Below are 18,273 nucleotides of genomic sequence, written 5' to 3' on the forward strand. Positions count from 1 at the left end.
CCACCACCGGCCTGACGCCTCCGGCTCACCTGTCGCCGCTCTCGTCCCGCTCCGGCTCGTCGTCGTCCAGGAGCGGCGCCACCTCGGCCCAGAGCGCGTCCAGATCGAGCTCCAGCCCGTCCAGCCCCGGTACACGCACCTTGCCTTCCGATGCGGGCAGCCTCTGCACGTAATACCCGTCGGGGCCGAGCTCGCACAGCTCGAAGAGCTGCGCCTCGGGATCCACGAGCCAGTACCAGCGCACCCCGAAGCGGGCGTACTCGATCGCCTTCTCCATCCGGTCGCGCCGCACGTCGCGCGGACGCTGCGAGAGCACCTCGACCACCACGGTCGGGGGGATCCGGGAGAGCGCGTCCCGGCCGCGAAGCGGCGCGCCCTGGGCGTACATGCACACGTCGGCCTTGCGCCCGCGGCGCGCCGACACGCCGATCTTGTACTCCGAGCCAAACACCCAGCCGCCCCGCGGCCGGGCCCATCCGCGGAGCACCTCGATCAGCCAGCTGACCACCGCTTCGTGCAGCGTCGTCGGCGCCTCTTCCTCCACGAGGCGACCGTCCAGGAGCTCACCCGGCTGGTCCTCCTCCAGGTCGGCCCACTGCTCCAGCGTCATCAGCTCAGGTCGGAGGATCTCCGCTGTCGCTGTCGAACCCATGCCGCCCATCGTACCACCCTCGGGCCTCCCGCGACGCGCCACGCATGGCCCACCCCCCGCGCCATGCCCGGCGGCGCCCCTCACACCCGGAGCACCACCCCTCTCGCCCGCTCGCCCGTCGCCTCGGCGATCGCCTGCACGTAGAGCCGCACCTGCGCCTCCTGGGCCGCGTGCGCCGTGCCCGCGTCCGAGCCGGTCTTGAAATCGACCACGGTCCAGACCCCCACGTCGCCCACGCTCTCCCGGAACGAGAGATCGACGACGCCCTCGGCGATCGTCCCGTCCTCGAGCCGCAGGAGCAGCGGCGTCTCCCGCTCGCATCCGCCGCGCGCCGCGCTCTCCGCAGCGCGCCGGAGCAGCGAGTGCTCGAGCGCCGCGACCGCCGCCGCGACCGCCGCGTCGACCTCCTCGGCCGGCGCTCCGAGCAGCCGTGCCTGCGCCGCGGCCACCGTCCTCACCTCGTCCTCGCCCGCCCGGAGGTCCACCTCGGCGAGGACGGCGTGCACAAGCGTCCCGAACCGCTTGCCGTAGGGCCGGCCCTCGCGCGCGATCGCCGTCTGCTCGAACGAGATCACCGGCAACGCGTCCGCCCGATCTCGCCGCTCCGCCCCGGCCACCGCCGCTTCCGCCGCCTCGTGGCTGATCTGCGTCGCCGTCTTCACGCGGAGCGCCGCCACCGCGCCCTCCAGGATCGCCCGCTGCCGCGCCTCCAGCCACACCTCGTGCCCGCGCTGCCCGAGCTCCCCCGCGCCCGCCGCCGCCCCCGCGCCGCCCGCGTCCGCCTGCAGGATCCGCTGCTGCCGGAGCCCGGCCTCCGGCTCGCGATCCAGGTCGAGCGTGCCTGGATCCCACCACACCACGCGGTGCGACCCCGCCATCGGCGTGTGCTCCCCGGGCGCGACGGCGTCGCGCTCGTCGGCCTCGCACCGCGCCGGGCGCTCCAGCACCGTGTCGGTCCCGAACGGAGGGCAGCCGAGGTCCTCGCAGCGCCGCGCGCTCCGCCGGTCGCGCGGCGCCGGGTAGAGCACGGGGTGCAGCACGTCGAGCCAGCCGTCGCTCGAGCCGTCCCCCGGGCGCGCGTCGCCCACCGCGGGCACCACGAGCAGCTCGCGCGCCCGCGTCGCCGCCACGTACGCGAGCCGCACCGCCTCCTCGCGATCGCGGCGCAGCACCTCGTCGCGGCGCTCGCAGAGCTCCGCGGGCACGCAGCCCGCGATCGGCTCCGCCCACAGGCCGAGCTCCTGATCCACGTGCCGCGACGGGTGCTGGTGCACCGCCGGCGACGCCGGATCCGCCAGGATCACCACCGGAAACTCGAGCCCCTTGGCCCGGTGCACCGTCATGATCCGCACCCCCTCCGTCCCCTCCTCGACGACAGGCGCCTCGGCGACCTCGCCCCGCTCCGCGTCCACCTCGAGCCGCTCCACGAACGCCCGGAACGACGTCGCGCCGCCCGACTCGAACCGCCGCCCGAGATCCATCACCCGCAGCACGTTCGCGAGCGCCTGCTCCCCCGTCGGCCAGATCGCGATGCCCGCGTGCGCGCGCGTCTCGTCGAGCAGCCCGCCGATCGTGTCCGCGATCGGCCGCCGGTTGCGCTCGCGGTGCAGACGCCCGAGCACCGCGAGCGCCTCCGCGACCTCCCGGAGCGGCCGCATCCCGCCCTCGGCCACGAGATCGAGCGCGCCGTCGTCGGGCTGAAACAGCGGGTGCAGGCGCTGGAACCGGTCGCGGTACAGGAGGAGCACGTCGTCGGTCAGCGCGAAGAGCGGCCCGCGCAGCGTCGCGTACACGCTGAGCTCGTCGTCCGGCCACTCGATCGCGAGCAGCGCGCTCCGCACCGCCATCACCTCCTCGCGATCGTGGAACGACCGCCCGCCCACGAGCACGTGCGGGATCCGCCGCGCCTCGAGCGCCCGCACATAGGCGCGGGTCGCGTCCTCGCCGAACGTCTGGAAACGCTTGAACAAGAGGCAGATGTGCCGCGCCTCGATCGGCACCCGCTGGCCCGGGCGCTCGCGCTCGGTCACCGTCCATCGCGGGCCGCTCATCGTGCCCCGGCCGCCCCGGTCGCCGTGGATGAGCTGGTGGACGAAGGCGCCCACCGCGTCCGGGATCGACTGCCGTACCCGGTAATCGGAGATCTTCCCGAAGTCGCCGTACGGCCGCGGCACCGGGAGCGCGATCACCGTCGGCTGGTCCACCGGGTCCTCCCGGAACCGCTCGAGCGCGACGTACCGCGCCTGGCTCGCCGCGCCCTCGCCGGACCCGCCCTGCATCCGCGGCGCGAACGCCGCGTTGACGGCCTCCTGGATCGACGGGGCGCTGCGGAAGCTCGTCGAGAGGTACAGCACGCTCGCGCCGCACGCGACGAGCCGGGCCTTCGTCGCCTCGTAGAGCGCGACCTCGGCGCGGCGGAAGCGGTAGATCGATTGCTTCGGATCGCCGACGACGAACAGCTTGCCGGGCACCGGGCGCGCCCGCGTCCAGTCGATCTCGGCCGGGTCGTCGGCCGCGAGCAGGAGCAGGAGCTCCGCCTGGAGCGGGTCGGTGTCCTGGAACTCGTCGACGAAGAGGTGCGAGAAGCGGAGGTTCAGCTCCTCGCGGACGGCGCGGCTCGAGCGAAGGAGGTTCCTGGCGCAGAGGAGCAGGTCGAGGAAATCGAGCTTGCCGGCGCGCGCCTTGAGCGCGTCGTAGGCGTCGATCGGCGGCCGGAGCTCGCGCGAGAGGCACGCCGCGAGGTCGGCGCTCGCGGCCGTGAGCACGGCGTCGAGCTCGGCCTTCACCCGGTCGCGCTGCGCGAGCACCTCGGCGCGCGAGAGGTCCGCGCCGAACGCCTTGCCCGAGCCCTTCCAGCGCCACTCCTTCCAGCGCGCGAGCTCGCCGAGCTCGGCCTCGAGCCCGTCGTGATCGCGCCCGCCCGTCACCTCCTCGCGGCGGCGGAGCTCCGCGAGGTACCGGTCCAGGTTCCTGAGGCTCTGCGCGAGGTAGTCGCCCTCCCGGTCGGCCTCGGCGCCGAGGTCCGCGAGGACGGCGAGGCGGCACAGGATCTCGTCGATGGCGCGCTCGCGATCGAACGGATCGCGGCGCCAGGGGCGCGTGAAGTCGCGGTGCTCGGCGAGCTTGAACGCCGCGCTCCGGAGCAGGTCGCGCGGGCCGTGCGCGCCGTCGCGCGGGCGCCGGCGCAGGATCCGGCGCACGCCCTCGGGCGGGTCGTTCAGGGTGCGCTGGAACCAGGCGTCGAAGGCCTGGTCGAAGAGCGCCTCGGCCTGGTCCGCGGCCGCGACCTGGTACAGCGGGTCGACGCGCGCCTCGACCGGCCACTCGCGCAGGAGGTCGGCGCAGAACGAGTGGATGGTGCCGATGCGGGCCGCCTCCAGGTGCGCGAGCGCCTCGTCGAGCCGCGCGCGCTCGGCCGGGCCGGACCTCGCGTCGCCGCGCGCCCGCTCGATCTCGGCCCGCAGGCGCAGCTTCATCTCGCCGGCCGCCTTCTCCGTGAAGGTCACGGCGACGATGCGATCGAGCGTCCCGCCGCCCTCCTCGGGCGCCCTCCGCAGCACGGCGACGATCCGCGACACGAGCGCCGTCGTCTTGCCGGTGCCCGCGGCGGCCTCGACGACGAGCGTCGTCCGGAGATCCTCGCGGATGCGGCGGCGGGCGGGCTCGTCCACGAGCTCCCGCGCGCCGCGCGCCCGGTCCGCGCCGGCGCTCATGCGCGCCTCCGCGCCGGATCAGCGCGCTGCGCGGGGCCGCGCGGCGGCGCGCCGGCCAGGCTTGGGGAGGGGAGGGGTGCGTGCGGCACGAGGTCGCGTGTCGTGGCTGTCGGGGGGATAGGGTGGCTCAGATCGGCGTGGAGGGAAACGCTGCACCGACCGCCCTGCCGGGGCCCCGGCCCGGGCGCCGCGCCGCGCCCGAGCGCCGCGCCGGGGAAACCGGTTCGCCGGGACGCAGGGCGCAAAAATACTGAAAAATCTCAGGTTTGCGCCTTTGCGTCCTTGCGCCTTTGCGTTGAAATTCTTCCTCGGGATCCCTGGCCAGATCTCCGGCACGCTGTACTAGCAGCAGGAAGACCTGATCCATGCGCGTCGAGTCGATGAGCCCTGGAGCGCGGTGGTGGTACGCGCTCAAGCCCGCGAGCTGGCCCAAGGTGCTCGTCCCGGCCGTGTGCGGGCAGGCCGTGGGCGCGGCCGTCGCCGGCCGGGTGTCCGCGGGCGCGCTCGCCTTCGGCGCGCTGTGGATGATCGCGGATGTCGCCTTCGTCGTGCTCCTGAACGACTGGGGCGATCGCGAGGTCGACGCCCTCAAGCGGCGCATGTTCCCGGACGGCTGCTCGCCGAAGACCATCCCGGACGGCATCCTTCCGGCGCATGCGCTCCTCCTCGCCGGCCTCGGGGCCGGCGCCGCCGCGCTGATCGTCGCCGGGGGCGCCGGCATCGCGCTCGATCGCCCGCTGCTGCTCCCCCTGGCCGCGGTCGGCCTGCTCGTCTTCGCCGCGTACACGTTGCCGCCGCTCCGGCTCAACTACCGGGGCGGCGGCGAGCTCCTCGAGATGATAGGCGTCGGCGGGGTGCTGCCGCTGCTGCACGCGTATGCGCAGTGCGGCGCGTGGGCGCCGGCGTGGCTCGTGGCGCTCCTGCCGGGCCTGCTCGCGCTCGCGCTGGCGAGCGCCCTGGCCAGCGGGCTGTCCGACGAGCAGAGCGACCGCGCCGGCGGCAAGCGCACCGTGACCGCGCTGCTCGGCAACGCGATCTCGCGCCGGGTCACGGAGGCCCTCGCCGGCCTCGGCCCGCTCCTCTGGCTCGGGGCGCCCCTCGTCGCCGGGGGTGCCCCGCCGACCTGGTCGGTCGCGCCGGCGGCGGCCGTCGCGCTCTGGTTCAGGGAGCGGCTCGTCGAGAAGAGCCCGGAGGCGGTGACGAACGCCTTCGCCGCGCAGGCGGCCTACAAGCTCGAGCTGCACCGCGCGATCTGGTGGGGGACGGCCGCCCTGTCGGCGGCCGTGCTCGCCGCCGGGCTCGTCGCCGGCGGGGGGTCGAGGTGACCGGCGCCCCGGCCGTCCCCGCGATCCCCGCCGAGGCGCGCGACGAGCTCGCGCGCCTCACGCCGCTCCTCGGCGCGCGGGCCTCGGTCGCGCCGGGCCGGCCGTGCGCGCCCACCCCCGTCGCGCTTGTCGAGCAGGTCCTGGGCGGCAGCGAGGACACCGAGCGCGCGCAGGCCTTCGCCCGCGGGCTCGCCGAGGTGGTTCGCGCGGTCGCCGACAACTTCCCCGACAACATCTTCTGGGACCTCGACTACCTGGCGTGCTGCCTGTGGCAGGCCGGGAGCGCCCCCGCGATCGGCGACTTCGCCCGCCGCGTGGTGTCGCTCTGCGTGGGGTTCGGCAACCAGTCGAAGCTGCGCTTCCGCTACGCGCACGACTTCCTCTACGGCTACGACTGGGCCCGCTGGGTGATGCGCAAGCCGGACGAGCGCGCGGGCGTCGGGCCGTTTGATCTCGCGTTCCTCGACTACCTCGACGGCCGGCAGAAGGCGCTCGTCGAGCTCGTGGCCAGCAACGATCGCAAGTACTCCCAGCTGAACGGCCGCGAGTACCGCAACCCCTTCACCTTCCTCCGCGAGCCGCCCGAGGAGTCGCAGCTCCACTACCTGCTCGCCCAGGTCGACCTCATCCCGCTCAAGGCGTGGCGCCTCGACGGCGAGCGCCGATGGGACCTCCCGTTCACCGATCTGCGCGCCAAGCTGGCCGAGCGCCTCGGCCTGTCGCGGGGCAGCGGGCGATGAGCGCGAGGATGGGCCGGCCGGGGGCGCTCCGGGCCTGGCTCGCGGCGTCGCGGCTGTCGTCGCAGCCGACCCTCGCGCTCCCGCTGCTGCTGGGGCAGCTGCTCGGCGCGCGGGCGGCCGGCCGTCCGCTCGACCTCGGGACGCTCGCGGCGGTCCAGCTCTTCGGCCTCCTCGACCAGCTCTTCATCGTCTACGCGAACGACGTCGCCGACCAGGAGACCGACCGCCGCAACCGGACCGCCACCCCCTTCTCGGGCGGCTCGCGCGTGCTTGTCGAGCGGCGCCTCTCGCCCCGCGCGCTCGGCGCCGCGGCCGCCGCCTGCGCCGCGGCGCTCGTGGCCGTCTCGGCGGCGCTCGCGGCGGCGGTGGGCGCGCCGCTCCTCGTGGTCCTCGCGCTCGCGGCGCTCCTGCTCCTCTGGGCCTACAGCTACCCGCCGCTCCGGCTCTCGTACCGCGGCGGCGGGGAGCTGCTTCAGATGGTCGGGGTCGGCGCGGTCCTGCCGCTCTACGGCTACCTCGCGCAGGGGGGCGATCTCGAGCGCTTCCCGTTCGCGCTGCTCGCCTTCCTGCTGCCGAGCCACCTCGGCTGCGCGATCGCCACCGCGCTCCCGGACGAGCCCTCGGATCGCGAGAGCGACAAGCGGACGCTGCCCGTGCGCGTGGGCGGAGAGCGGGCCGCGCTGTGCGTGGCGCTCCTGAACGGGCTCTCGCTCCTGCTCGCGCCGGTCGGCCTGGGCGCGGTGGGCCTGCGCCCGGGGCCGGGCCTGCTCGTGCCGGCGGCGGCGGCGCTCGTCGTGCTGCTGGCCCGCCCGGCGCCGCCGGGCTCGCGCCTGCTCCTCGTCCGCGTCGCGGCCGCGGGGACGGCGACGCTGTCGCTGGTCGCCTTCACCGCCCTCGCCCTCGCCGCGCGCTGAGGAGGGCGGGGCGGTGACCCACGAGTTCCTGCTGCTCTCGCTCCTCTTTCTCCTGCCCGGGGGCGTCATCTGGCTCGCGCGCCCGGATCTGCGCTCGCTGATGAAGCGGATGGCGCTGGCCTCGCTGCCGTTCGTGGCGACCGAGCGGCTGTTCTACCCGAGCTACTGGACGCCCAAGTTCCTGTTCGACCTGGCCGATCGGATCGGGTTCGGCATCGAGGACGTGCTGTTCGTCGCCGGGCTCAGCGCCTTCTCGTCCACCGCGTATGCCGTGGTGTTCCGCCGCGCGCCGGTGCCCTGCGCCGCGCCGGGCGCGCGACCGTGGCTGCGGGCGGCGGCGGGGATCGCGCTCGCGCTCGCGGCGGCCGGGGCGCTGCTCGCGGCCGGGGTGCCGGTCCTCTATGCCTCGGTGGCGGCCATGGGCGCGGTCACCGCGGCGCTGCTCGCGACGCGCCGCGACCTGATCGTGCCGAGCCTGCTCGGAGCGCTCCTGTCGGCGACCGTCTATCTCGGCCTGTGCCTCGTCTTCGCGGCGCTCGTGCCCGGCGTGTTCGAGCGCACGTGGCGGCCCAGCGCGCTGCTCCCGGGCAAGGCGCTCCTCGGCGTCCCGCTCGACGAGATCCTGTACGGGCTCGGCGCGGGTCTCGCGGCCACGGTGTTCCCGGCGTGGGCCTTCGGATTCAGGTACGGACACGCCGGAGGCGCCGGGGATTGAAATTCCCCCGGCGCCTCCGGCGCGTCTTTTCTTCCGTCGGAGCGGTGTTGCTCAGGGCGGCGGCGGCCGTCGAGCGGCCGCCCCATCAATCAGCCTGAGCGTCAACAGCTGTTGCTCAGTTTGCGGTTACAACCACCTCTGAGCCGCTGTACGTGACCATTTGATCTGGAGCAGCAGTGACGTCGACGCCGGCGCCATGATTGGAGCCTACCAACACGACCCTGAACGTCCTGCTGGCCGGCATTCCGGGATAGCTTCCCTTCCTTGCGCCAATGGTCAGCGCCTTGGCAGAGTCGTCCCATGTGAGTGGGATTGTCGAGTGTTGCCCTTCCTCATAGTTATAGGTGTCGCCCTCGTCCTCATAAATAGTGAAGGACCCGTCTTGGCCTGTATAGATCCGGATCTCCAGCGGGTCGATGCTCTGCGTTGCATACTGGATGCTGGGACCCATGGGAACAATTGAGCCCGCTTTGACGTAGAGCGGCATCTCGCTCAGCGGCGCGGGAGCCGAGACCGTACGCCCGCCGTCTGTCGTCGCGCCTGTCCAGAAATCGTACCAGGTACCCGCGGGGAGATAAACGGAGCGGCTGGTAGCGCCCGCGGTGGTCACTGGATTGACCAGGAAGGCAGGGCCGAACAGGAACTGATCCTTGATGCCGAATACCTTCTCATCATTGGGATAGTCGAAGACCAGGTGCCGCATCATGGTGTAGCCTTCGCTGGTCACCTTCCATGCCAATGAGTAGATGTAAGGCATCAACCGATAGCGCAGGTTGTCGATCTTGAGGAGATTGGCCTTGGTGGCAGCGCTCCAGCTGTTGCTGTACAGTTCCCTTGTACCGCCGCCATGTATCCGGAAAATCGGGTTGAAGGCGCCATACTGAAACCAGCGGGTAAAGAGCTCATTGTTCGCGCTGGTGGTCCAGTCCACGTTGTGGCCCCAGTACCCGCCTATGTCAGTGGTCCAATAGGGCATCCCCGCGATCGAGAAATTGAGCCCCGCAGGGATCTGCCTGGCATAGGTTTGAAAATTGCTGTCAATGTCTCCCGACCAGCACGTCGTGGCATATCGCTGCTGGCCGGCAAAGGCGCTGCGGCTGAGGACGTAGACTCGCTTCTGTTTCGGACCGGTGGCACGCCAATGCTCGTACAACCCCTGGGCGTGTCCCAGGGGATAAGCATTCACGTACAGCGCCCCCTTGCCGAGCTCGGTATCAGCCGCCCGCACGTTGACGGGGTCCGGATAGCCCTGAGGCTCGGTGTTATCCGCCCAGATGCCGTCCCAGCCATGCGGCCCCAGCAGGCGATCATGGATCTGCTGGTACACCAGAGCTCTGGCGTCGGGGTTGAATGTGTCATAGAAATGGTGTGTGCCGCCGCTGGCGAACAGCGCTCCAATGTCGTCGAGCGCATTGTAGTTGGCCATCTCTCCCGCCTTCATCTCCGTGTTCACGCGTTCATACAACGGCCAGATCGATATCATCGTATGAACATTGGCTTTGTGCATCTCGGAGATGAGAGCTGCTGGATCTGGATAGCGGCTTTGCTCCATGAAGTGGGAGCCCCATGCGTACGGATTCCAGTAATCCCAGTCTTGAACGATGCAGTCGACCGGAATGTTATTATTGCGGTAGCCGTCCTTGATCCTTAGCAGCTCAGCCTGGCTACCGTACTTGTCCTTCGACTGGAAGAGGCCGTAAGCCCACTTCGGGAACAACGGGGCTGCGCCGGTTGCGGTGCGGTATCGGGTTACGACCTGGTCGATGCTTGGACCATAGAAGAAGTAGTAGTCCACCATCTCGCCGGCTTCGGACGAATAGCTGTACTTGGTGTTGTTGGACCTGGTCCCGTCGAAGGTCGAGGCGGAATAGTTGTCCCAGAAGATTCCGTAACCCCTGTTGGACACCAGCACCGGAACGTTGATCTCCGTGTTGGCGTTGATGATACGTCGAGTCGTTCCTTTGCGATTCATTGCGTTGTCCTGGTGCTGGCCAAGGCCGAACAGCGCTTCGTTCGCGGGTGAGTTGAAGGCGGTCTCGACGCGATTCGTGCTGACACCCTCGACGGTTGCGGGTGTCAAGGTTTTGCTATCTTCCGCCAGGATGACGCTATCGTTCAAGTCGGTATAGGTGACCAGGCCGTTGGTCGTATCGACATTGGCCTTCAAGCGTGATGTGGTAATGGTCACGGTCCCCGAGCTCTCTGCGATGCAAAAGCTCGGTGTGTCCCACTTCTTATTGACAGACAGAGAAGTCTTGTCGGGGAGTGAAGGAGCAGTGGCGTACTGGACCCTGATTATGCTTTCGTTGCAAACGTCCAGTCTCAGCAGGCCGGTTTCCAGGTTGAAGGTAATGCCGTTGGCGTCGGCAGTATAGAGCCCAGTCTCTGGAGGTGCAGGCGGGCATTCGAGCTGGTCGCCGCCGCCCTCGCCTCCGGAACCGCCGCCGCCGGCGCCGGCGCCGCCGACCCCGGTCGTGCTGGACGCACCGCCCCCCATCCCGGTCGTGCTAGCGGCGCTGGTCGTCGTGCCGCCGGCACCCGGACCGGGGTCGGACCCGCCCGAGCATGCGCCGCCAAGCGGCAAGAGACCGACCAGAGCCGCGTATAGATAATGATTGATCGACTTCAACTTTCGCATGACTCCTCGCGAGCAACCGAGTCCACAATAGTCTTCATTGAATTCTACAATTTGTGCAGAATGTAAGAGTGTTTACTCGCCGTGCGGTCGGGGCAGGGAGCTGTTTCCGCCTACGCTTCGCACCGCTGACTCAGGGCAAGAGCACCCAACAGCAGCTCGCTGAGACCGCTCCCTTGAGAGGGGCGGAGGGGCGACAGACTACGGCGCGGGCAAGCTGCTGGTGCCGGACGAACTCCGGGAGCGAATTCAATATCTACTGCCGAAGACGGAGCCGAAGCCGCAGGGCGGCCGGCCGCGGGCGCCTGTTCGGATCGTCCCGACGGGGATCTTGTTCGTGCTCAAGACGGGGATCCCTTAGGAGTACTCACCGCAACATAGGTTACCCCGTTCCTAAGGTTGCCATCCGGCCGCTTCGCCAGCATCACCGGATAAGAGCTCATCTCTGGTGGACAGGCCCCCAGGATTTCGTGTCAGTCGTCGAGTAACCGAGGATTGTCGCGTCCTCTGGTGGATCAACCTGACAAAACGCCAATCACTATCGATCCGCAATCGCTTCAGCGACGGCCGAGCGAACGGAATCGGTGCCAAAATCGACCGAAATTCATCCGATGATGAAAGTCTCGATGCGCATCACGACCCGAGTAAGGCGGACGAAGAGATGCCCCTCGATCAAAATGTGAACGATCACATGGCCGATGTCAACGCCGATCGACCGGCCCGCGGGTACCCTCGAGCCCGTGCGAGGACAAGGCTGGCGGGCTCCTCCGGAGCGCCGCGTCAAGAGGGGCGGGCGCCGGACCGCGAGCATCGCGGGGATAGCAGCCTGGAACAATCTCCTGTCACGGAAATGTGGAGGAGTGGCACGCAGCCTCGCAACTCTTCGCTGATGACTGACCAGGAGCGATGAGTAAGCTCGCGGAGAGGTTGGCGATGACCAAGAAATATCCCGTGATCGGGCGGGCAATGTGCGGTTTCTTGTGCAGCGTTCTCGTGGCTTGCAGTAACGAGCCCGCGGCCGATGGACTTGGCGAGGCGGGCCATGGCGGTTTCGGAGGTGCGGGTGCAGCCGACGGGGGCGGTGCGGCCGGTGGCGGCGGGGCAGGAGGAGTGGCCGGTGGCGGCGGGGCAGGAGGAGTGGCCGGTGGCGGTGCGGGTTCGGGAGCGGATGCTGGTGGCGGAGGCTCGGCGGGTGACGGCGCGGGCGGCAGCGCGGGCTCGGGCGGCTCCGGCAATGCGCTCTGCACCGGGACGGCGGCGAAAGCCGTGAAGATCTACATGATCGGTGACTCGACGATGAGCGTTTATGGGAGCGACCTGTATCCGCGCATGGGTTGGGGGCAGCCGCTCGGCAGCCTGTTCGATGCCCGCTGCGCGACCGTCGTGGACAAGGCGCTCTCCGGGCGAAGCTCGAAGAGTTTCTTCGACGAGGGGGCTTGGACGCCGATCAAGAGCGCGCTCCAGAGCGGCGACTACGTGATGATTCAGTTCGGGCACAACGACGAGAAGCGCGACGACCCGACGCGCTATACGGATCCGCAAACGACGTACAAGCAATACCTGACCACTTACGTGAACGACACGCGCGCGAAGGAGGCGACGCCGATCTTGTTGACGTCGATCAATCGCAACAAATGGAGCGGGGGCGAGCTGTCAGACACGCATGGCGCCTATCCGCCCGCCGCTCGCGAGCTGGCGAGCTCGCTCGACGTCGACTTGATCGACCTGACCGCCCTGACCGAAACGTACTTCGAGCGGATCGGTCAGGACGAAACAGCCAAGCTGTTCCTCATCTTCACTGCCGGTCAGTCTCCGAACTATCCGAGCGGCGTCACCGACAACACACACCTTCAAGAGACGGGGGCACGCGCGATCGGACAGCTAGCGATGGCGGATGCGTACCAGCAGGAGCTCACGCTGGCGAGCCATCTCAAGGCCATACCTGTCGCGCCCTGAGCTCGGTCGTCACGGCGGGGTATCCGACGAGCAGAGCGCCCCGCGGGCGGCTCAATCGACGGATTCGACGCAATCGACGCGGAGCGCCGTCTCCAGGAGGAAGACCGAGTCGTCGAAGTTCCGCTCGGCGTAGAAGACCTTGAGCTTGTGGGACGACCCGGGCACCAGGTGGAGCGCCTGGGCCCACGCGTCCAGACGGACGATCCCCCCGTTCACCCCGTCGCTCACGGCGTGGTCGGCCACGATCGTGTCGTCGATGGATATCCAGACGTCGTCGCTCGATTCGAAGGAGAAAGAGCTCCCCCGCTCGTAGGTGAACGGCACCTCGAACTCGACGGTGAAGCCGAAGTTGTGCGCGTAGCCCTCGTTGCCGAAGCCACGGCCGTCGAGGGAATAGAAGCTCCTGCCGCCCAGCTGGCCACGGCCGCTCCGGAGCTCGAGGTGGATGAGCTGGTCGAACGTCTTGTTGACGACCGGGTCGTCGTGGAACCATTCGTTGAAGCTGTCGTCGTCGTCGCCGCCGGCGCCGTTCGCGGGCGGGGTCCCGACGACCGGCTTGCCGTTCCGGAGCTCTGTATCGGGCTTGAAGCTCTTTCCCCCGGTGGTCTGAGAGGGCCCGAAATCCGGATGCTTCTCGGAGAAGTCGCGCACGGTCATGGGGAAGCTCGCCGTGCAGAGGCTCGTGTCGGGGGGCGCGGGACGAGGTTTGCCAGGAGCGCTGCCGCCGGCGCCGTCGCCGATGAACGGGCCTTCATCGACGCTGCCGCCGCCGCCTTCGGAGGGAGAACCTCCGCCGGCGCCCGGCGTGTCGCTGTCGACGATCTCGTCGGGGGGCTCGGGCGTCCCGATGTGCGAGGCGTCTTCGTTTCGACGGCCGATGGAGGCGGTCTGGAGGGGGCACCCTGCGAGCGGGAGCGCCGCGCACGAGAGGAGCAGCAGGGCCAGGGGCCGTCGGATGGCCGGGCAGAGGGACGCTTCTGGGTGGGCCAGGCTCATGGAACCGTCTCCTGCCTCTCTGGATGCGGCTGGGCCCGGTCGCCCTTCGCGAAATCGTACCGGCCGGCGTCGTTCCAGGAGGGCTCGGCCGCGCAGGGCCGCCGCGGCTCGCTCGCGGACCGCTGGCGCGCCAGAAGCGCCACGGGATTGGAAATCCCGGGCGCTTCTGGCGCTTTTCTTCAATCGGAGCGGTGAGGTTTCAGGGCGCGGGCGATGCGGTCGCGTTCCAGACGCCTCCCGTGGCCGGGGGGATCCGCGCCCGCCGCGTCACGGGAGCATCAGGACGCACTCGGTCCGGCAGACCGGGGGTGAGCTGCCGCCGGCCGGCTGCTCGCAGATGGTCCGCTCGATCGATTCGGGGGGGCAGTTGGAGCCCTCCACGCACTCGGTCCAGCACTCGTTGGGGTACGCGGCCTCGTCCATGCCGGAGCCGGTGCTGCCCGCGCCGGAGCAGACCTGCTGCTCGATGCTGCCCGGCGGGCAGTAGGGCTCCACGGGCACGCACTCGAAGAAGCAGCCGCCCCAGCCGCCGCCGCTGGTGCTGCCGCTGCCGCCGTAACCCGTGCCGACGCTTTCGCTGGGCTCGGGCATGCCGTCGTAGCAGACCTGCTGCGCCTGCGTGCCCGGCGGGCAGTAGGGCTCCACGGGCACGCACTCGGTCCAGCAGCCGCCGGTGCCGGTGCTGCCGCCGATGCCGCCGCCGCCGGTGCCGCTGTTGCCGCCGATGCCGCCGCCACCGGTGCCGCTGTTGCCGCCGATGCCGCCGCCGCCGGTGCCGCTGTTGCCGCCGATGCCGGTGCCGGTGCCGGTGCTGCCGACGGAGACGGCGCTGCCGCCGCAGACGGTCTGCGGGATGGTGTCCGGCGGGCAGTAGGGCTCCACGGGCACGCACTCGGTCCAGCAGCCGCCCCAGCCGGCGCCGGTGCTGCTGCCGGTGCCGCTGCCGCCGGCACCGCCGAAGCCGCCGGCGCCAACGCTGGTGCTGACGTCGACATCGGGGCCGCCATCGCAGGCGGTCTGCGCCTGCGTGCCCGGCGGGCAGTAGGGCTCCACGGGCACGCACTCGGTCCAGCAATCGCCGGGGTAGGGGGGGGCGACCAGGTTGGCCCCGCCGTCGGAGCCGCCGACGCCGACGCTGCTGCTGCCGCTGGCGGTGGCGGTGGTGCCACCGCAGACGGTCTGCGCCTGAGTGCCCGGCGGGCAGTAGGGCTCCACGGGCACGCACTCGGTCCAGCACTCATTGGGAGGCATGGGCATCATGCCGCCGGTGCCAGCCCAGCCGCCGGAGCCGCCGACACCTCCGCTGGTGCCGGTCCAGCCGCCGGAGCCGGCGGTGGTGGTCGTGGAGGTGACGCCGCCGCTGCACACGGTCTGCTCGATGGTGCCCGGCGGACAGAACGGCGGCGGCGGGACGCACTCGGTCCAGCACCCGCCCGGATCGACCGGCATGGCGCCGCCGCCGGCCATGCCGCCCTGGCCCACGGAGGTGGTGGAGCTTGTGCTGCTGCCACTGCAGAAGGTCTGCTGACCCCATCCAGGAGGACAGACGTTGTCGGGCACACACTGCTCCTCGCACATCTCGCCGATCTCACACGGGGAACAGACCGTCTCCCAGTGGAAGCCCTGTCCGCAGTCGGGCTCGGTCGGCGTCGTCGGCTCGTCCGGGGACCCACAGCCCTGCCCCTTGGCGCCGGTGAGCACCACGAGCGCGGAGAGCGCGACGAGCCCCTGGAGCGAGGAGCGAGCGGTCGACGAACGCGTGATAAGAGAGGAGAAGATCGCGAATCGCATGGGAAGACTCCGTCCTGCGTGCCAGTGACAGACACGCGATCAAGGAACGATGGCTCTGCGCCGCGGCATGCGGAGCGCTGCTGCTCCGCGGCTTCTCGGCGCCACTCGGAGAGCTCGCGTGGAGCTAAAGCACTGGGCGTGCCACCCCCGTCCGCCCGCTTGACGGTGCCTCCGTCGCCTGAGCGCGAGGCGTTTCGGCGGGTTTTTCGAGGGGGTTTCGAGGGAGGCGGGCTCCCCCTATGCGATGCCGCAGCGCGCTAGAGGTCCACAGTGTGACGGAGGGAGCTGGTTAGGTGCCAGGTTGCGCCAGCTGTGCCGCCGGGCCATGCGGTCGGCGACCTGAGGTCGGTCGGCGACCTGAGGTCGGCGACGGCGACCCGACCCAGGTTGAGGTGCCCGGTGGTGCCCGGTGGCGACCGACCCAGGTTGAGGTGCCCGGCGACCCGACCCAGGTTGAGGTGCCCGGCGACCCGACCCAGGTTGAGGTGCCCGGCGACCCGACCCAGGTTGAGGTGCCCGGTGGTGACGGCGGCGACCGATCCAGGTTGAGGTGCCCGGCGGCGACCGACCCAGGTTGAGGTGCCCAGCGACCGACCCAGGTTGAGGTGCCCGGTGGTGACGGCGGCGACCGACCCAGGTTGAGGTGCCCGCAGGTTGAGGTGCCCGGAGGTGCCCGGAGGTTGAGGTGCCCGGAGGTGCCCGGCGAAACGGTGATCGTGCGCGGGGCTACTGCGCCGCGGCGCGCTGCACGTACGGCAGCCGCGCCGCCACCTTCTGGACCTCGTCCGCCCCCTCGAGCAGCTGGGCGATCGGGTCCCACGTGCCCCGGAGCAGCGACTCGCGCGCCCCCGGCTTGATGGTGAACGGCACCGCGAGATCGCCCCCCGCCCGGACGACCTGCTCCTGCAGGTCGATCGTGACGAGCGTCGTGGGGTCGGCGCTCACGCGGGCCACGAGCGCGGCGCGGTGCTCGGGGCCCACCGAGACGCAGGGGATGCCGAGCGTCGTCGAGTTGCCGAAGAAGATCTCGGCGAAGCTCTCGGCGATGACCGCCTTGAAGCCGGCCTTGGCGATCGACTGCGGCGCGTGCTCGCGCGACGACCCGCAGCCGAAGTTGCGGTCGGCGATCAGGATCGCGGCGCCCGCGAAGCGCGGGTCGTTCAGCGGGTGCTCCCGCTTCTCGCCGCGCTCGTCGAAGCGCACGTCCCGGAAGAGGTGCTCGCCGATGCCGTCGAAGGTGACGCACTTGAGGAAGCGCGCCGGGATGATGCGGTCCGTGTCGATGTCGTCCCCAGGAACGTGAACGGCGCGGCCGGTGACGGATTGGATCAAGTCGAGTGCCATGGAGATCTCCCTCGGGTGCGAGCGTCGTCAGATTCCGAACACGTCACGAGCATCGGCGATCTCGCCGCGAACTGCGGCGGCGGCCACCATCACCGGGCTCATGAGCACGGTGCGGCCCGTGGGGCTCCCCTGCCGACCCTTGAAGTTGCGGTTCGACGAGGACGCGCACAGCTCGTCGCCGATGAGCTTGTCGGGGTTCATCGCCAGGCACATCGAGCAGCCCGGCTCGCGCCACTCGAAGCCAGCCTCGCGGAAGACCCGATCCAGCCCCTCGGCCTCGGCCGCGCGCGCCACCTCCATCGACCCGGGGACCGCCAGCGCGCGCACGTGCGCCGCGACCTTGTGCCCCACGATGCGCCGCGCGACCTCCCGGAAATCCGAGAGGCGGCCGTTCGTGCAGCTGCCGATGAACGCGACGTTGATCTTCGTCCCCTCGATCGGCTTGCCGCCCTCGAGGCGCATGTACTCGAGCGCCTCGCGGATCAGCGCCCGCTCGGACTCGTTCGCCGCGTCCTCGGCCGCCGGGACCTTCTCCTTCACCGAGATCGCCTGGCCCGGCGTGATGCCCCACGTGACCGTCGGCGCGATCGCGCTCGCGTCGATCCGGACGACATCGTCGTAACGCGCGTCCTCGTCCGACGCGATCGATCGCCAGTACCCGAGCGCCTCCTCCCACGCCTCGCCCTTCGGGGCGTACGGACGGCCCTTGATGTAATCGAACGTCGTCTGATCCGGGTTGACGTAACCGACCCGGGCGCCGCCCTCGATCGACATGTTGCACAGGGTCATCCGCTCCTCCATCGAGAACCCCTCGATGGTCGAGCCGCCGTACTCGTACGCGTAGCCCGTGCCGCCGGACACGCCGAGCCGGCGGATGATCTCGAGGATGATGTCCTTGGCGTAGACCCCCGGGCCGAGCTTGCCCTCGACCTGGATCCGCCGGACCTTGAGCCGCTGGAGGCTCAGCGTCTGCGTGGCGAGGACGTCGCGCACCTGCGTCGTCCCGATCCCGAACGCGATCGCGCCGAACGCGCCGTGCGTCGAGGTGTGCGAGTCGCCGCACGCGATCGTCATGCCAGGCTGGGTGAGGCCGAGCTCGGGTCCGATGATGTGCACGATGCCCTGCCGCCCGGACTCGAGATCGAAGAAGGTGACCCCCTGCTCGGTGCACGCCTTCCTGAGGGCGTCGACCATCCCCTCGGCCAGCGAGTCCTTGAACGGTCGCTTGCGGTTGTCCGTGGGGACGATGTGGTCGAGGGTCGCGAACGTCCGCTCGGGCATGCGCACGCGCAGGCCGAGGTCGCGGAGCATCCCGAACGCCTGGGGGCTCGTCACCTCGTGGATCAGGTGAAGGCCGATGAAGAGCTGGTCCTCGCCGCTCGGCAACGTGCGGACTTTGTGGAGGTCCCAAACCTTGTCATAGAGACTCTTACCCATGATGGCCTCTCGCGATGCGGCTGAACGCGGCTGAAGGGAACGGCGTGCGAAGCGG

At 70.3% G+C, this 18,273-nt stretch carries 13 protein-coding genes; 5 read left to right on the forward strand and 8 right to left on the reverse strand.

The genetic code is table 11. The annotated features are described in order from the left end of the window. Window positions 1-25: 25 nt before the first annotated feature. The 3 genes from WMF36_RS00440 to WMF36_RS00450 form a co-directional block, all read right to left on the reverse strand. A complete protein-coding gene (locus WMF36_RS00440; RefSeq protein WP_437577573.1) occupies window positions 26-652 on the reverse strand; it encodes a Uma2 family endonuclease in 627 nt (208 codons plus the stop codon). Between the two features lie 80 nt (window positions 653-732). After that, entirely contained in the window at window positions 733-4,365 is a 3,633-nt protein-coding gene (locus tag WMF36_RS00445) for a UvrD-helicase domain-containing protein (protein WP_437577574.1), read from the reverse strand. Between the two features lie 127 nt (window positions 4,366-4,492). After that, window positions 4,493-4,732, reverse strand: coding sequence for a hypothetical protein (locus WMF36_RS00450; RefSeq protein WP_437577575.1), 240 nt, complete (start codon window positions 4,730-4,732; stop codon window positions 4,493-4,495). Between WMF36_RS00450 and WMF36_RS00455 the strand changes: the two genes are divergently transcribed. The 4 genes from WMF36_RS00455 to WMF36_RS00470 are packed head-to-tail and all read left to right on the forward strand — an operon-like array spanning window position 4,731 to window position 8,059. Then, window positions 4,731-5,690, forward strand: coding sequence for a prenyltransferase (locus WMF36_RS00455; protein WP_437577576.1), 960 nt, complete (start codon window positions 4,731-4,733; stop codon window positions 5,688-5,690). The two genes, WMF36_RS00450 and WMF36_RS00455, sit on opposite strands and share 2 nt — an antisense overlap. Then, window positions 5,687-6,430: a ferrochelatase gene (locus WMF36_RS00460; protein WP_437577577.1), complete on the forward strand. Its 744-nt coding sequence runs from the start codon at window positions 5,687-5,689 to the stop codon at window positions 6,428-6,430. The genes WMF36_RS00455 and WMF36_RS00460 overlap by 4 nt, the downstream gene beginning before the upstream one ends. Then, window positions 6,427-7,344 carry a prenyltransferase gene (locus WMF36_RS00465; RefSeq protein ID WP_437577578.1) on the forward strand — a complete coding sequence of 306 codons (918 nt, stop codon included), beginning with the start codon at window positions 6,427-6,429 and terminating at the stop codon, window positions 7,342-7,344. Before WMF36_RS00460 ends, WMF36_RS00465 begins: the two co-directional genes overlap by 4 nt. Before the next feature lie 13 nt (window positions 7,345-7,357). Then, window positions 7,358-8,059 carry a lycopene cyclase domain-containing protein gene (locus WMF36_RS00470; protein ID WP_437577579.1) on the forward strand — a complete coding sequence of 234 codons (702 nt, stop codon included), beginning with the start codon at window positions 7,358-7,360 and terminating at the stop codon, window positions 8,057-8,059. A gap of 115 nt (window positions 8,060-8,174) precedes the next feature. Here WMF36_RS00470 and WMF36_RS00475 read toward each other — a convergent pair whose 3' ends face one another. Further along, window positions 8,175-10,697: a glycoside hydrolase family 31 protein gene (locus tag WMF36_RS00475; RefSeq protein WP_437577580.1), complete on the reverse strand. Its 2,523-nt coding sequence runs from the start codon at window positions 10,695-10,697 to the stop codon at window positions 8,175-8,177. A 930-nt stretch (window positions 10,698-11,627) separates the two neighbouring features. On the opposite strand from WMF36_RS00475, the gene WMF36_RS00480 reads away from it, so the two are divergent. Beyond that, entirely contained in the window at window positions 11,628-12,650 is a 1,023-nt protein-coding gene (locus WMF36_RS00480) for a rhamnogalacturonan acetylesterase (protein WP_437577581.1), read from the forward strand. Window positions 12,651-12,701: 51 nt separating this feature from the next. Here WMF36_RS00480 and WMF36_RS00485 read toward each other — a convergent pair whose 3' ends face one another. The 4 genes from WMF36_RS00485 to leuC all read right to left on the reverse strand — a co-directional run bounded on the left by WMF36_RS00485 (window position 12,702) and on the right by leuC (window position 18,218). Then, the gene (locus WMF36_RS00485) at window positions 12,702-13,646 is read right to left on the reverse strand and encodes a fibro-slime domain-containing protein (RefSeq protein ID WP_437577582.1); all 945 of its coding nucleotides are present in this window, start codon (window positions 13,644-13,646) and stop codon (window positions 12,702-12,704) included. A 267-nt stretch (window positions 13,647-13,913) separates the two neighbouring features. Further along, a complete protein-coding gene (locus WMF36_RS00490) occupies window positions 13,914-15,437 on the reverse strand; it encodes a hypothetical protein (RefSeq protein ID WP_437577583.1) in 1,524 nt (507 codons plus the stop codon). A gap of 726 nt (window positions 15,438-16,163) precedes the next feature. Then, window positions 16,164-16,781: a 3-isopropylmalate dehydratase small subunit gene (gene leuD / locus WMF36_RS00495; RefSeq protein ID WP_437485287.1), complete on the reverse strand. Its 618-nt coding sequence runs from the start codon at window positions 16,779-16,781 to the stop codon at window positions 16,164-16,166. Between the two features lie 27 nt (window positions 16,782-16,808). Further along, window positions 16,809-18,218: a 3-isopropylmalate dehydratase large subunit gene (gene leuC, locus WMF36_RS00500; RefSeq protein WP_437577584.1), complete on the reverse strand. Its 1,410-nt coding sequence runs from the start codon at window positions 18,216-18,218 to the stop codon at window positions 16,809-16,811. Between the last annotated feature and the right edge of the window lie 55 nt (window positions 18,219-18,273).

It is taken from the genome of Sorangium sp. So ce887, from assembly GCF_051521455.1.
Lineage (GTDB): Bacteria > Myxococcota_A > Polyangia > Polyangiales > Polyangiaceae > Sorangium.

What these genes read in the sequence shown, in the direction of transcription:
- WMF36_RS00440 (WP_437577573.1), bottom strand. Translation starts at nt 652, where the DNA reads ATGGGTTCGACAGCGACAGCGGAGATCCTCCGACCTGAGCTGATGACG.
- WMF36_RS00445 (WP_437577574.1), bottom strand. Translation starts at nt 4,365, where the DNA reads ATGAGCGCCGGCGCGGACCGGGCGCGCGGCGCGCGGGAGCTCGTGGAC.
- WMF36_RS00455 (WP_437577576.1), top strand. Translation starts at nt 4,731, where the DNA reads ATGCGCGTCGAGTCGATGAGCCCTGGAGCGCGGTGGTGGTACGCGCTC.
- WMF36_RS00450 (WP_437577575.1), bottom strand. Translation starts at nt 4,732, where the DNA reads ATGGATCAGGTCTTCCTGCTGCTAGTACAGCGTGCCGGAGATCTGGCC.
- WMF36_RS00465 (WP_437577578.1), top strand. Translation starts at nt 6,427, where the DNA reads ATGAGCGCGAGGATGGGCCGGCCGGGGGCGCTCCGGGCCTGGCTCGCG.
- WMF36_RS00475 (WP_437577580.1), bottom strand. Translation starts at nt 10,697, where the DNA reads ATGCGAAAGTTGAAGTCGATCAATCATTATCTATACGCGGCTCTGGTC.
- WMF36_RS00480 (WP_437577581.1), top strand. Translation starts at nt 11,628, where the DNA reads ATGACCAAGAAATATCCCGTGATCGGGCGGGCAATGTGCGGTTTCTTG.
- WMF36_RS00485 (WP_437577582.1), bottom strand. Translation starts at nt 13,646, where the DNA reads ATGAGCCTGGCCCACCCAGAAGCGTCCCTCTGCCCGGCCATCCGACGG.
- WMF36_RS00490 (WP_437577583.1), bottom strand. Translation starts at nt 15,437, where the DNA reads ATGCGATTCGCGATCTTCTCCTCTCTTATCACGCGTTCGTCGACCGCT.
- leuD (WP_437485287.1), bottom strand. Translation starts at nt 16,781, where the DNA reads ATGGCACTCGACTTGATCCAATCCGTCACCGGCCGCGCCGTTCACGTT.
- leuC (WP_437577584.1), bottom strand. Translation starts at nt 18,218, where the DNA reads ATGGGTAAGAGTCTCTATGACAAGGTTTGGGACCTCCACAAAGTCCGC.